Raw genomic sequence first — 13853 nt, 5'->3', positions numbered from 1 at the left:
CCAGATGGCGGCGGCAAAATGACGAAATGCGTGATTATCGGAGCCAACGGTTTTATCGGTTCACACCTTGTCGATGAACTGGTCCGTCGAGGGCACACCGTCCGAGCTTTTGATCGTTTTAGCTCGCAGCACCGGTCGTACGTTTCTGACCAAGTCGAATCAATGGCCGGAGATTTTCTAAACGATGCCGACCTCAAGCGGGCAGTTCTCGGGCAAGACGTTGTCTATCATTTCTTATCGACTACAACTCCGGCAACTGCGCAAGCAGATCCCACGATGGATGTCAGAACCAATGTCGCACAATCCATCGCGCTGCTTCAGTCGTGCGTTCAAGTGGGTGTCCGACGGGTCTATTTCGCTTCCACTGGTGGTGCAATCTACGGTGATCAGTCTCTGACCGAATACAAGGAGGAGGACGCTACCCTGCCAATTTCCCCTTACGGCATAGGCAAGCTCTCAATTGAGAACTACCTTCGGTATTTCAGAGTAACGGAGGGCCTTGAGTCGGTTGTATTGCGGATTTCAAACCCATATGGTCCGCGACAGACGGGCAACCGTGGTCAAGGGCTAATTCCAATTGCGTTGAAACAGATTGCCGCCGGCAACCCCGTCGTCCGGCTCGGGGACGGCTCAATGGTGCGCGACTACCTCTACGTCGAGGACTTAGTCAGGATGATCGGTCTGATGAGTGATACCGAGCCAAGGCACTCGATGTACAACCTGGGTAGCGGACATGGAGCTTCAGTAAATGAAGTTCTAACGGTTATCGGCGAGGTCCTGGGTCGTGAGTTCAAGATAGTCGGACGGGATTCGCCGGCAACATACGTTTCCAAGGTCATCCTGAACACCGATAGGTTTCACGACGAATTCCGCGATACCAACTTAACGTCGCTGCACACGGGCATCGCTAATACGTTGCAGCAATTGCCCCTGTCCGGAATGCTCCCGTAACTCTGAAGCGGATCACGACAGCCGTCTGGAAACCGCTTACAGAGGATTGAGATCAGTGCACTGGCACAAGCCACGACCGGGCGGTTTCGTGTGCTGCCGTGCCTTACTCGTGAGTAAGTTGCCTACGAACGTCTCCGCAGACGGCGACTCCTATGGCTTCGTGTATTCAGAAAAACCCCGCCGTGGGATCGGGGGATAGGGCAAAACCCTGGTTGCTTTGTCAAGCAGGCGATCGATAAGCCTGGTGGCCGGCCTCCAGATCGCGCGTGTCATCCCAGCGACTCTTCCCAAATGCGAGCGTCGAACGCCTTCAGCTTCCTCGTTTAGGCCTTTGGCAACCGTGATGCTGTCGTTGTGAAGCCTGTAGGCAGCGAGCTCCACCGGACGATAGACGCCTCTAGCGAGGTTCCTCAAATTGATGAACATATGAAGGTCCATGGAATTCGCTAGGTCAAGTCGCAGCCCACCGATTCGTTCGAGGTCCGATGCCCGCAGGATACTGCCTGGTTGCGGAACGAAGTTCTTTCCAAATCTCAAGTATTCCTGTGCGAACCGAGTAGGCCTCGAAAAACCAATTGTGTCCCCGTTCGCGTCGATATACCTGGTCCGACCATAAACGAACGGCGCCCCCGGACTGCTAACAAGGGACCTCAGGCTTGCAGCTAGGGACCCCGGAGACAGAAGGTCATCGTCGCCAAGCCAAGTCACGAACTCCTCTCGAGCTCCCTGGAGACCCCGATTAATCGCAGAGGAAAGACCTCGCTCCTCGTGAACGACGTATTCGATTGGAGCCCAAGTCGGATCGCTGTCGATAGGTACGATCGCAGATCGTGACACGATCCGGATTCGAACTCTGACGTCCGGCTGCTCCGCAATCGACCGCACTGCCATCATCAACCATCTAGGTCGGGTGCCGAGTGTCGGGACAACCACAAGTAGCTGAGCATTCATGTCTAGGTCCTCGTTCATTTTCCAGGATTGGTGCTGTATCTCGAATTCAGCATTGCAGGCCTTATCGATGCGATTCGTAGACGGCCTCGAGTTTTGCCGTCTGCGAACGCAAGTCATAGTTTTCCACGACAAATTTTCGACCGGCGTCTCCCATCCGCTGACCGGCACCACTATCGGACAGAACAGATATGAGCGCAGATGCGAGGTCTTTCGGAGCTCCCTCCGGGACAAGCAGAGCGCTCAGCCCTTCGACAACACCCTCCGGAATGCCGCTGTGAAATGTCGCTACGACTGGGCGGCCGAGCGCCCCAGCCTCCAGGATTACTTGAGGCAACCCTTCCTGATCGCCGTTAGCGGCCGTAACGCTGGGCAGGCAGAATACTGCTCCCTTACGTATCTCATCGATGGATTCAGCCCGAGCAAGAGTTCCGCGAAAATCAACTGACCGAGACAGACCCAGCCTCTCGACCAATGCAACAAGCTCGCTCCGCAGAGGCCCATCGCCCACGATTATCAGGCGCGCGCCGGCGATCTTCTGGCTAACGGTTTTGAACGCCTGAATGAGATCCCGCGTCCCCTTCTTTTCGACGAGTCGCGCCACGTGAACCACATGGGGCTCGGCGGGTACCGGCGTTTGGGCAAAAGCGACGGTGTCGACTCCGACGGGAATGACGACAGAACGCGACGGATCCAATCCGAATTCAACCGCCCTGTTGCGTATGTACTCTGAGACGCAAATAAATGTGGACTCGCCCCGGAGTAGTTGCCGCCTCCGGAGGGCATAATGCACAAACGAAGCACGCCTAGTCACCAACAACGCTTTCGATGTCACCGTCATGTCATATCCGTAGAGGGAGACTATGTGCGGGAGCCCCAATCGCCTTGCTGCCGTGCGTGAGTACACTCCCTCAGGCCCGAAGTGAGCATGCACGACGTCGGCTTCTTCCCGACGAAGGATCTCTACCAGCGGAGTCGGATTGACAAGTACTGGGTAGCTGTATCGCTTCCATGCGCTCATTCCGGCCATGTCGACCGCCCTGGCTTCCATAGGAAGTGCGGAACCTGACAGTGCTCGCGCCACGAACACCGGCTGATACTTTGCGAAATAGAGCGTCTGATCAGTGATGAAAGGTTCCGACGGCTTAGGCAGCTCATGGCGGACCATTGCCACCCGGTTCCCTCTTTCGCTGCGGTTGAAACTCTCGGTCTCGTATGCCATGGACCACACCTTTCCCTCGTCGGTCATTCCGCGACTACACAGTCGTCTGCGCCTGGCGTGCATCATTCCACCGGATGCGAATCGCATTGGGCAGCACTTGGAACAGCCCCACCCCCACCGCAGCCCACAAGAAGGGGGCAACCGCTCCCCACTGTGATGCGGTGACAGAGATTAGCGTGATCACAACGACAGACATGGGGACCGCACACACAGCTTGAAAACGAAGGTCTGCTGGTGACGTGAGCGCCATGCCAAGCACGAATTGAATGGCTTGCACGACGAGAAAAGCTGCGCAAACGACAAGGAGCGTGGGGCCCAGACGAATTTCCCCCGCCGAAATTAAGTCAGCAACCCACGCGCCCAAGAATATGATTCCGAGACCCCCACCTACTGCAGCCAACGAGAAGTACCTAGCCATTTTCGCGACCGCGGGCATCTGTCTTGCACCAGGGTCCATGCGCAGCTTTGCGAAGATAGGCCAGAGGGCGATCCCTCCAACTGAGAAGAATGACCAGATCGGGAGATACAGCTGCATCATCAACGAATATGACGCCACCTCGTTCAGCGTGCTGGCCTGTGCAAGGAGGACTCGTCCGCCCTGAAGGGCAGCGGCCAAGGCCGCAATCAACACGAGGTACGAAATTCCCTGAGAGATCAACCCCGGCGACCTGAACTCGCGAACCCGAACGATGTACGAAAACTTGAATTGAACTAGCCGCAATCCAACGAAGCAGGCCACGCCTGCACTCAGTAGGGATCCAAGTGCCGGGGCAACCGCCAACGCAGCAATCGGGCTGCCTGTCCAAACAATCACTAACGTGGAGACCAACGTCACGATCGATACAAGCGAACTTAGTCCCACAGCCAATGGGTTTAGCGAGAGCCCAACTAGCACCCGTTGCCCCACACCAAGCGGGATTCCGATCGCAAAGAAAATCAGTGCGAATGCTGTAGCCCAATCCAGACCTTCGATCTGAGAGGCTTCAATCCCGAGGAGCTTGCTCCAGGAGAATAATGTGGCCCCAAGTGCTCCAACAACTACTAAGACAGCAAACGGGATAATCAGCCATCGGATAGCCGACGCTACGGCTCCGATACGATCCCTGTCACCGTTCTTAGACGTCGAGACCGCATTCATCACCCCCGCGCCGATACCAAGGTCAGCATACGGCAGCAATTGGGACAACGTCGAGATCACCGCAATCGCACCGTAGGCCGTACCCCCCGCATATCGAATTGCAATCGCCGTAGTTGCGAAGGTGCAGACTGCTGTTATCGGGAACGAAATCCCTCGCACCACGACACTCCACCCCACGCTACCGAAGCGGGGCTGTTCTAACGGCGCTACCGTCATTGCCAAACCCACTCCCCGTGGTGACCAACATCTGGTTTTAGAACTTTTCGATCCCACATGGTGACGAAAGACACTGGCGAAGTTGGCAACGCTCCATATTCCCAGTTCAAAAGGCTCCAACCCGCCCGAGGACGGCTTTGGCCGTCCTCCAGAGGATGACTAGATCTCCCGTTATTGACCAATTCTCGACGTAGTACAGATCAAGTCGCACGGTGTCCTCCCAGGACAAGTTCGAGCGGCCGCTAATCTGCCATAGTCCAGTGATTCCCGGCTTAACTAAGAAGCGCCGGTGAACGTGGGATTCGTACTCACTCACCTCGGAGGCCAACGGTGGCCTTGGCCCGACCAAGGCCATATTTCCCCCGAAGACGTTAAATAGCTGCGGTAGTTCATCGAGACTGTAGCGGCGAAGAAACTTGCCGATTGGTGTAACCCGGGGGTCATCCCTCATTTTGAACATAACCGAGTTGCCTTCGGTCCGGTCTTGATCCCGCAAACTAGACAATTGACTTTCGGCGTCCGTGACCATTGACCGAAACTTCAGCATAGTGAAGCGCGTCCCATTGATGCCCACGCGTTCCTGTCGGAACAAGACATCACCAGGTGTGCTCATTCGAACAGCGATCGCGATCCCAGCCATAAAGGGGGAAAATAATAAGATAAGTGCACTGGAAGCGACTATGTCGAATGCCCTTTTGGCAAATTGTCTCTTCCCCTCGTACCGGGGCGTCTCAACGTGAATCAGCGGTAGTCCGGCAACCGGGCGAGTGTGGATACGCGGTCCACCGATGTCAGTCAGGCTCGGTGCCACAACCAAATGCTGGCGACCCGGCTCAAGGCTCCAACTCAATTCACGCATGCGCTGAGGTGGCAGCCCCTCACTGCTGCTGACCACGACAGTGTCGGCTCCGACTGAGGACATTGCCTCTTGAAGTTTGTCGATATCGAGGAAAACGGGAATGGTCGTCCCGGAAAGGAACTCGACATTTCCTGCGCCCGGCACACAAGCCCCGACGACCAGGTAGCCCGCAGCCGACTGTGTCGCTAACTCCCGAGCGAGATGTTCAGCAGATTCCATCGATCCGACGAGCAGGACCCGTGAGGAATACTTCCCATCAAGGCGCTGTGCCCCAAGCCAAATCCGCCAAATCCAGCGTGATGCAATAAGTACCCCCAGACCCAGAGGAAAGGCGATGAGTATGTAGCCGCGGGCAAATTCAATCTGGAAGAGGAACGAGACTATCGCCACGAGACCGAAAAGACGCACTGTACCATCTGCTATCTGACGGTATTCTTGCGGACCGGTTCCCAGGACTCGGTAGCCGCGACTGCCGTAGATTCCAAGCATGAGCATCCACGCGGCAATTATTGTGACGGAGATGGCCGTGTAGCTAACGGCGATCTGAGTTAAGTTGCCGCCAAAGCGAACGTCCGCAAACGAAACACCGAACCATGCAATCTGTACCCCGAAAACCACCCAAATAAGCACAAGCAAGTCGGTGATCACAAGGCGAGCGGCATACACATCACGCCAGTTGCGTGCCGTGCGCTCAGTGCCAACTGAAATATCGTCCGGTGCTGGCTTACTCATTTTCCCCCGTGTGACCCGACTCACTGCCACGATATTCCTTCATCAGTGGATCGCCGCACTGAATCCCCAACCCAGATCCAAAGGGTGTCGGCCGATTCAGATACCGCAACTTTGCCCTGCATTGCCTCCGCTGATGCATCTACCGGGAGACAGCCTTTCGGGGTGGCCGCCATGGGTTCGACCGAGAGGGCGATCAGCTGCACCCCCGCACATTCCGGGAGACCGACCGCTGCTATAACGTACCCCCTTTCGGTTACGGCCAGATTAACTGCACCAGGGAGTTGCATTAGGTTGCTCCACGTCTCACCCGAGTCTTCGGTTATGTAGACCTGGGTGTCCCTACAAAGGACCACGCTGGAGCCGGATGTGTCGGTGCGCGGCGCGATAGCGACAACCGCGGGACATGGTGCAGCGGCATCGCCTGCGGGTGTGTGCACGACGGAACGATCGGCCGGGTCGACGTACCACTGGCCGGCGAGTTGGTCGGGGTAGTCGGAGTAGTCATCCCCGGCGACGAAGGACTTGACGAACTGCGGAGCACAGGCTACGTCTGAAAGGCCGATTAACTCAACCGACGTGTCAGAGATCACATTGAGTTCCTGTAGAGCCGTGACCTGCACGTCGCTCGTAGCGTCGGTGCCCTGCCAGGTGGCACCCGAATCGCTGGAGAGTTCGGGAGCAGCCGACGCGGTGGGGCACTCCCCCGTGGTTGCCCGCCAAGCGGTGTTGCCATCCAGGGCCGAGAGCAGCCGGGTCGAGGGGATCGCAATGGTTGATGCGGCCTGGGGAACTGGAGTGGATTCTGCCTCGCCAGGGGCAAAAGTGGGGATGGGTTGGGATGGCTCAGCCGCGGTGTGTGCGCTACGAGCGCTTAGTGCCCAGCCGATGAGGAGTGCGTCGACTACAACGAATGCGATGACTGCGACGTAGATCCAGATTCGACGACGGGACGATTTGTGGGGGTTGAAACGGGGTGGGCGAGACATGGGCTAGCGGCGACCCACCGCGGTGGCGAAGCCTTTGGTGATAGATGTGACGGTGGCGTGGATGACGTTGCCGACTCGCGCGTAGACCTCGGCGGACTGACGGTAGGGGTCTTCGATGTCGTCGTCGTCGGGGTGGGGCGGGGGCGGGGAGAAGCCTTTGGTGGCGGCTACTTCTACGAGGAGGGCACGCAGGGTCGTGGCGGGATCGGTGTGCGGGGTCTCGACAAGCTCGACCAACGTGTGGGGCTCTACCGACGAGGTGGCGGGCTCGAGGGCTGCCGGAAGTAGGCGAACCAGCTGGTTGAGGGTGTAGGTGTAGCGCGAGGCGCGAGGGTGCAGGGAGACCACGGCACTGCGGTGTTCGCGCGTTGCCGTGACGACTAGGTCGGCGTCAGCGATGAGTTGTTCGGTGAGCTGCTGGGAGCGGTGGCCGAGGGGGTCGGCTCCGTAGTGCTGCGCCAGCTGAGCTGCCTCGGGGGTCATGTCGTGGCCGACCATCGACTGAGTGCCGGCACTGACGACTCGTGCCGGAATTCCGGCACCTTCGAGCTGAGCGTGCAGGAGCCGTTCGGCCACGGGCGACCGGCAGATGTTGCCGGTGCACACGACTAGAACCGTAAACGGAGCGTGTGGCTGCTGCTCGCCCATGACTATCCCTTGGCTTTCTTGATCTTCGCCCTCTTAGCCAGCTCCCGGCGGGTGGGCTCGTCGGTGGTGATGTCGTCACCGTAGCCGTAGCCATACCCGTAGCCGTAGCGGTTGTAGCCGTATGCGTCCGGGCCCTTGGTGGGGAGCATGGTTAGGACCAGACCGGAAATGGGAGCGCCCACGTTTTGAAGCGAGGAGATGGCGCCCTTGAGCTGGTTCTTCTGGGTGCGGCCTGCGGCGACGACGATGATCGCGCCACCGACGTTCTTGGCAAGGATCGCGGCATCGGTGACCGGCAGCAACGGCGGGGTGTCGTAGATGACCACGTCGAACATACGGTTGAACTCACCGATGAAGTGGGTCATGCGGGCCGACCCCAGCAACTCGCTCGGGTTGGGCGGCACGTGGCCGGCGGGCAGAACGAACAACTGCGCGCGGCCCCATGGCTGGATGACGTCGTCGAGCTCGGCACGACCGATCAGTACGTCGGTCAGGCCGACGGCGCCTTCAACACCCATGTAGTCGGCGACCTTGGGGCGACGCAGGTCGGCATCGATGAGAAGCACCTTGGAGCCGGCATCTGCCAGGGCAATCGCGAGGTTGGCGCCCGTCGTGCTCTTGCCCTCGCTCTCGATCGAGGAGGTAATGACGAAACTGCGGTCGGCGCGACCGACGTCGAGGAACTGAAGATTCGTGCGCAGCGTGCGGAAGGACTCGGCGCGGGGGCTGCGCGGGTCGACATGCACGATGAGGGGGCGATCCTGCGCCTTCGGGTCGAACACGATGCCACCAAGAATGGCCACATCGGTGACGCCCTCTACATCGTGCTCGTTGCGGATACGGGTTTCGAGGGTCTCGCGCAGAATCGCCAGGCCGAGGCCGAGCGCGAGGCCAACCAAGACTCCCAAAGCGATGTTCATCGGGATGTTCGGGCTGACTGGTACCGAGGGGACGGTGGATTCCTGCGCCCGGGTGAGCTTCACCGGGGAGATCGCGTCGTCGGTGAGCGGGGTTTCAATGTCCTCAACGACCGCGGTGAGGCTCTGGGAGATGGCGTTCGCCGTGTCCGCTGCCCGAACCGGGTTGGTGTCGATGACCGTGATGTCGATGATCGACGTGTCTAGGGGCGCTGAGGCCGTGACTCGCTTCGCTAGCTCGTCTGCTGGAATTCCCAGCTCAAGTGTGCCGATAACCGGCAACAGCACGATGGGTGTGGCGACTAGGTCAGCGTAAGTCTTGACCCGTTGCACGGTGAAGGTGTTGCCCTGTGCCAGCTCGCTGGTCGTCCCGCCCGATTGGGTGGAAACGAAAACCTTGGCGGTGGCGCTGTACTTAGGCGTCTGCACCAAGGAGAACGCGGCAGCGGCGCCGACACCGACAAGAGTGAGGAGGACGATCAGCACCCAGCTCTTGCGCAGGATACGAATGTAGTCGCGAAGTTCCACTCAGCGGCCTTTCCTTGGTGCTTGCCGTACAGGTACGAGGCCGGAATCGTTCGCCCCCATAGTTATGGTGCCATACGCGGGCCGGTGTCCATCCACCGAAGTGCTCAAAACGCAACCCCTCGAACCGATAGTTTGGGCTTCATGACTCCAGCGATTGACCGTGAACCGCAGCCGCGCTTCGGCGTGGAGATCGCCGCAGCCGGCGTCGTCGCGGCCGTTCTGCTGGTGGCAGGGCTAAACAGCCTGCTCTCCCGTGGTGCCGTTCTTGATCAGCAGCTGGGCACGTTGCTCGGCTACCTCGTGGCGTGGGTTCCGTTTCTGGGGGCGGTGTTAATTTTCTGTTTCGGGTTTGGCACCCGGTCGTTGGTGCGGGACATCGGACTGCGCTTTCGCCCGCTCGATCTGCTGTGGGGTCTCACCGTGGGCGTCGTGGCTCGGGTGCTGGCGACGATCGTGGAGATCGCCGGCTATGGGCAGATGGGTTCGGCCGGGGCGACTCTGGGTGAGCCGGTGCGGGATCTGTGGTGGTGGTTCCTGGTGTTTCTGGCGCCTGTGGTTCTCTCTCCTCTTATAGAGGAGATGTTCTTTCGCGGGCTGGTGCTGCGTTCAGTGCAGGGCGCGACCTCCGGCCGGGGTGTGTCAGCGGCGGTCGCTGGCGGCACGGCCGTGGTGGTGAGCGCCGTGGTGTTTGCCCTCGTGCACGTGATCAACACCGGCTCGATGACCGCAACGGTGGTGATCGGGCTGTCCACGTTCCTGTTCGGCCTGGGTGCTGGAGCGCTGGCCGTGCTGACCGGGCGGTTGGGCGGGGCGATCGTGGCGCATGTGACCTTCAACGCGCTCGTGGTCGTCCCAGCGCTGCTTTAGGGACTGCGCAGGGCACCGTCGGGGCCGACGCCCAGGATGCGGTGGGTGCCGGACTCGATCACGAGGGTGGCCACATCCGCTCGGCCGGCCGGCAACACCCGCACGGTGACGCGGCCGTGTTCGATGGTGTCGAGCACATCGGCGACGGTGCGGGCGAGGGTCTCGAGCTGCTCGGGCGGGGTGTCGGCGCTGTCGTCGAGCACGGTGACCTCCACGCCGCGCTGCCGGGCCGCCTGGACAGCGTGGATGACCGGGGGCACGAACAGACAGCGGCCGCGGATGGCGTCGCGGAGGCTGGCCTCGACGAGCAGACACTGGGCACGCTCATCCGCGGCGAGGGCGTGTGGCTCGGCGAGCCGCAGCAGGGTGGGCCGGGCGAGGGCGTTGACCCGGCGCAGCTGGGCTTTGCGCTCACGGATTGCCGCCACGGTGGTGGCGTCTTGCCGGGCGCGGGCCAGGTCGTCTTGGGTGAGCACCCGCAGGTCGCGTTCGGAGCGGCCGAGCCCGACGACGAAGAGGCTGCCGGCGAGCAGGGTGCCGGCGTGCCGACTGACCAGGTCCACCCCGACCATGGCCGACTGGCCGGTCTCGACCGCCCAGCCCACCGTGAGGAGGGCCAGCACCGCGTAGCCCATCCAGGCCGACCGGATCTGGCCGCGCGCGGCGAGCACCACCAGGATCAGGGTGATCGCGCCGAGGTGCCAGTGCGCGAACGGAGCCTCGTCGTGGGCGGGCAGGTAGCCGAACATCAGAATGGCGCCGACGCCGCTGAGGGTGAGGGCCACGGCCACCTGCGTGCGGGGGAAGGGGCGGTTCATGGGGCGCATCAGGGTGATGGCGGAGAGCACGATCGCGACGTAGGCGCCGAGCATCAGGGCCAGCGGCCGGCCGGGGACGATGTTGATGACGGCGAGCAGGCCGTGCACGAAGACGAAGAGGGCCAGGATGAGGCGGGCCATGGGGGTGGTGAGGTCGAGGGAGCGGGAGAGGAAGGTGGGGGTCTCGACAGGCTCGACCGACGGATGGGGCTCGACCGATGGGGTCTCGACAGGCTCGACCGACGGGGGTGGCGTTGGTCGGTTTGGCGTGCGATTCGCGGGCTCGCGGTCGGGGGCCCAGGCCACGACTACGTCGGTGCCACGGCCGGGAGTGGAGCGCACGTGGGCGGCGCCGTCGGGCAACCGGGTCATGCGGCCCAGGATGGACTCGGCGATGCCCAGCCGCTCCGGCGGAACCAGGGCCGGGTCGAAACCGACGCCGTCGTCGTTGACGGTGACCTGAAAGCCGTCGGTAGTGGAGAGCATCGTGACACGGCGGTGCACCGTCCGGGCGGGGTCATGCCCCGCGGCCGAGTTGACCGAGTTGCGCAGGGCCTCGCCGACCGCGCCGAGGATGGCCGTCACCGCTGCCGACGGCACGGTGCGTTCGATGCCGGCCTCCTGGCCGGCGCGGGCCGGGTTGTCGACGCGCACCACCGCATCCGGGGCGATCTGCTGGGTCAGCGTGCCGATGCGGGCGGCGGCGTCGGAGACCAGCAGCACCGGCTGCGGCGGCGGGGCGCGCAGCGCATCGAGCTGGGTGAGGGTCTTGGACGCGTGGCCGGACACCACGGACGGCGGGGTGCGGCCCAGGCCCGCCATCAACAGGGTGGAGATGACGCTGTCGTGCACCAGCGCGTCGATGCTCAGCCGCTCCTGCCGGCGGGCCACCCGCGCGGCCCGGTGCGCCTCGGCCTGCCGGGTGAGCAGGGTGGCCTCGTCGACGCGGGCCGACGCGCGACGGGCGGCCAGGGTGAACGCGACGAACACGCTGACCAGCAGCAGGGAGTACAGGCCGTCGGCCAGGCCGATGAGGGCCGGGTTGGCCTCGGCGGAAGTGGTGAAACGCACGAAGCCGCTGAGCGTGGAGGTGAGCACCGTGAACGCCCAGACCAGACGCGGCTGGGCGAAGACGGCCACGGCCACGCACGGCACCCCGGTGAAGGTGATCACCCAGGGGATGTCGGCGCCGGCGGGCAGGGGTGTGCCGCGAACGATGAGCCAGAAGCCGAGGATCCCGACGAAGCTGAGCGCCTCGGCCGTGACAATGCCCCGCAGGATGCGCGCCGACCCCCACCGGGCGCTCAGGCCCAGGGCGATCGGCAGGCCGAACGACGCGGCCCAGGCGGCCGCAGCCAACGCGGAGTTCGGCCAGGCCTGCGCCAGGTACGACGGCAGTGAGAGCAGTCCGAAGATGCCGGCCGCGGCCGCCACGGCGATGCAGAGCAGCTGGGTGAGGTTGGCGGTGGCCGTGTGGGCCGGGCGCTCGGCGACCATGGGAATCGGGACGGTCGGGTCGGTGGCCTGCAGCGTGCCGGGGCTGCCCGTGCTGCCAGTCAGCGCGGTCATGAGCGGCCGGGAACCGGCAGGATGCCGTCCTCCAGCGCACGCTTGTACAGGTCGATTTTGGTGTTCGCCGGCCGGCCGACCCTCTCGTACTTCGACCGCACCCGGCGGATGTAGTCGACCACGGTGAGCTCGGACAGTCCGGTGTGCGAGGCCACCAGCGGGGCCTTGGCGCCGGCGGCGTAAAGCGAGAGCACCTCCCGCTCGCGGGGGCTCAGGCCGGCATCGGAGAGGTCGGGGTCGCCATCCAGCGCTGCCGCCCACTCGGTGGAGGCGATGGTGTCGCCGGCCGCTGCCCGGGTGACCGCGTCGAGCAGCACGTCGGTGGGTTCGGATTTGCGCACCACGCCGAGCACGCCGCTGCGGGCGGCGGCGCGCATGAGACCCGCGTCGTCACCGCCGGTGAACGCGAGCACGGCCGCGCCGGTGGCCCGCAGCCGGTCGACGTTGCCGGTGACGGTGGAGCCGTCGGAGAGGCGCAGGTCGAGGATCACCAGGTCGACCGGGGTCTCCCCCACCTCGGCCAGCAGCTCGGCGACCGTGGCGACGGTGGCCACCACCTCGATGTCGGGCAGGGTGGCGAACAGGCCGGCGAACCCGCGCGCCACGATCTCGTGGTCGTCGATCAGCGCAACGCGGAACCTGTGCATATCTGCCTCTTCTGCCGTGCGGAATCGAGTGCCCTGATAAATGACGGCTTTTGCCGCCGCGGATGCTTCCCTAGGGTGATGATGGGGAACTTGCCGGGGGGCAAGCTGGGGCGCTCTCGGTGGCCGGACTCGCTTCGTGCGAATCCACGCCGATTGAGCGCCCTCGCTCCGCCGGCTCCCGGCGTCGGTTGTTGAGCACGCCGTGGCTCTCCTCGAGGTAGCAGGAGCCGCAGAGCGACTCGTAGGTGACCTCGACGCCGTCGATGGCCACCTGGTCGCCGTCGAAGACGAACGCCCCGTCGACCTTTCGCCCGTTGAAGACGGCCTTGCGACCGCACCGGCAGATGGTCTTGAGTTCTTCGAGGCTGTGCGACACCTCGAGCAGCCGGCGGCTGCCGGGGAAGGCCACGGTCTGGAAGTCGGTGCGGATGCCGTAGGCGAGCACCGGGATGTTCTCGAGGATCGCGATGCGCAGCAGGTCGTCGACCTGGGTTTCGGTGAGGAACTGTGCCTCGTCGACGAGCAGGGCGCTGACGTCGAGCCCGGTGGTGGCCTCGGTCTCGTGCCGGTGCTGCTGGAACAGGGCGTAGGCATCCGTCTCGGGGGTCAGCAGAAAGTCGACGCCGCGGGTGACGCCCAGGCGGGAGAGGATGCCGCGGTCGCCCTTGGTGTCGACCGACGGCTTGGCCAGCAGCACCCGGTGGCCGCGCTCCTCATAGTTGTAGGCGGCCTGGAGCATCGAGGTGCTCTTGCCGCTGTTCATCGCCCCGTATCGGAAATACAGTTTCGCCATTACCGCCGGTACCG

Annotated in this window: 11 protein-coding genes; 2 read left to right on the top strand and 9 right to left on the bottom strand. The window is 62.7% G+C overall.

Annotation, left to right across the window (positions count from 1 at the left end):
- Positions 1-30 precede the first annotated feature (30 nt).
- Positions 31-951: an NAD-dependent epimerase/dehydratase family protein gene (locus RCH12_RS02215; protein ID WP_327015916.1), complete on the top strand. Its 921-nt coding sequence runs from the start codon at positions 31-33 to the stop codon at positions 949-951.
- A 150-nt stretch (positions 952-1101) separates the two neighbouring features.
- Here the strand turns inward: RCH12_RS02215 and RCH12_RS18540 are convergent, their stop codons facing one another.
- The 6 genes from RCH12_RS18540 to RCH12_RS02190 form a co-directional block, all read right to left on the bottom strand.
- On the bottom strand, positions 1102-1842 hold the full coding sequence (locus RCH12_RS18540; protein ID WP_442784551.1) for a glycosyltransferase family 2 protein: 741 nt from the start codon (positions 1840-1842) through the stop codon (positions 1102-1104).
- 121 nt (positions 1843-1963) lie between these two features.
- A complete protein-coding gene (locus RCH12_RS02210; RefSeq protein ID WP_327015915.1) occupies positions 1964-3121 on the bottom strand; it encodes a glycosyltransferase in 1158 nt (385 codons plus the stop codon).
- Between the two features lie 34 nt (positions 3122-3155).
- Entirely contained in the window at positions 3156-4319 is a 1164-nt protein-coding gene (locus RCH12_RS02205; RefSeq protein WP_327015914.1) for a hypothetical protein, read from the bottom strand.
- A 262-nt stretch (positions 4320-4581) separates the two neighbouring features.
- On the bottom strand, positions 4582-6066 hold the full coding sequence (locus RCH12_RS02200) for a sugar transferase (protein WP_327015913.1): 1485 nt from the start codon (positions 6064-6066) through the stop codon (positions 4582-4584).
- A 989-nt stretch (positions 6067-7055) separates the two neighbouring features.
- Complete coding sequence (locus tag RCH12_RS02195; protein ID WP_327015912.1) at positions 7056-7658, bottom strand: arsenate reductase/protein-tyrosine-phosphatase family protein; 603 nt, start codon at positions 7656-7658, stop codon at positions 7056-7058.
- A 44-nt stretch (positions 7659-7702) separates the two neighbouring features.
- The gene (locus RCH12_RS02190; protein WP_327015911.1) at positions 7703-9145 is read right to left on the bottom strand and encodes a polysaccharide biosynthesis tyrosine autokinase; all 1443 of its coding nucleotides are present in this window, start codon (positions 9143-9145) and stop codon (positions 7703-7705) included.
- A 141-nt stretch (positions 9146-9286) separates the two neighbouring features.
- On the opposite strand from RCH12_RS02190, the gene RCH12_RS02185 reads away from it, so the two are divergent.
- Positions 9287-10012: a CPBP family intramembrane glutamic endopeptidase gene (locus tag RCH12_RS02185; RefSeq protein WP_327016008.1), complete on the top strand. Its 726-nt coding sequence runs from the start codon at positions 9287-9289 to the stop codon at positions 10010-10012.
- On the opposite strand, the gene RCH12_RS02180 is transcribed toward RCH12_RS02185, so the two are convergent.
- The 3 genes from RCH12_RS02180 to RCH12_RS02170 all read right to left on the bottom strand — a co-directional run bounded on the left by RCH12_RS02180 (position 10009) and on the right by RCH12_RS02170 (position 13839).
- A complete protein-coding gene (locus RCH12_RS02180) occupies positions 10009-12399 on the bottom strand; it encodes an ATP-binding protein (protein ID WP_327015910.1) in 2391 nt (796 codons plus the stop codon). The genes RCH12_RS02185 and RCH12_RS02180 overlap by 4 nt on opposite strands.
- Positions 12396-13046 carry a response regulator transcription factor gene (locus tag RCH12_RS02175; protein ID WP_103431518.1) on the bottom strand — a complete coding sequence of 217 codons (651 nt, stop codon included), beginning with the start codon at positions 13044-13046 and terminating at the stop codon, positions 12396-12398. Before RCH12_RS02175 ends, RCH12_RS02180 begins: the two co-directional genes overlap by 4 nt.
- A gap of 70 nt (positions 13047-13116) precedes the next feature.
- A complete protein-coding gene (locus RCH12_RS02170; RefSeq protein ID WP_088455154.1) occupies positions 13117-13839 on the bottom strand; it encodes a thymidine kinase in 723 nt (240 codons plus the stop codon).
- Between the last annotated feature and the right edge of the window lie 14 nt (positions 13840-13853).

The sequence above is a fragment of the Cryobacterium sp. MP_3.1 genome (assembly GCF_035984795.1).
GTDB classification, from domain to species: Bacteria; Actinomycetota; Actinomycetes; order Actinomycetales; family Microbacteriaceae; genus Cryobacterium; species Cryobacterium zongtaii.
The sequence above is the reverse complement of the archived record's forward strand: the minus strand, read 5'-3'. Positions and strand labels throughout refer to the sequence as shown.

Coding starts and splice junctions, on each gene's coding strand:
- RCH12_RS18540 (WP_442784551.1), bottom strand. CDS start 1,842: ATGGCAGTGCGGTCGATTGCGGAGCAGCCGGACGTCAGAGTTCGAATC.
- RCH12_RS02210 (WP_327015915.1), bottom strand. CDS start 3,121: ATGGCATACGAGACCGAGAGTTTCAACCGCAGCGAAAGAGGGAACCGG.
- RCH12_RS02200 (WP_327015913.1), bottom strand. CDS start 6,066: ATGAGTAAGCCAGCACCGGACGATATTTCAGTTGGCACTGAGCGCACG.
- RCH12_RS02185 (WP_327016008.1), top strand. CDS start 9,287: ATGACTCCAGCGATTGACCGTGAACCGCAGCCGCGCTTCGGCGTGGAG.
- RCH12_RS02180 (WP_327015910.1), bottom strand. CDS start 12,399: ATGACCGCGCTGACTGGCAGCACGGGCAGCCCCGGCACGCTGCAGGCC.
- RCH12_RS02175 (WP_103431518.1), bottom strand. CDS start 13,046: ATGCACAGGTTCCGCGTTGCGCTGATCGACGACCACGAGATCGTGGCG.
- RCH12_RS02170 (WP_088455154.1), bottom strand. CDS start 13,839: ATGGCGAAACTGTATTTCCGATACGGGGCGATGAACAGCGGCAAGAGC.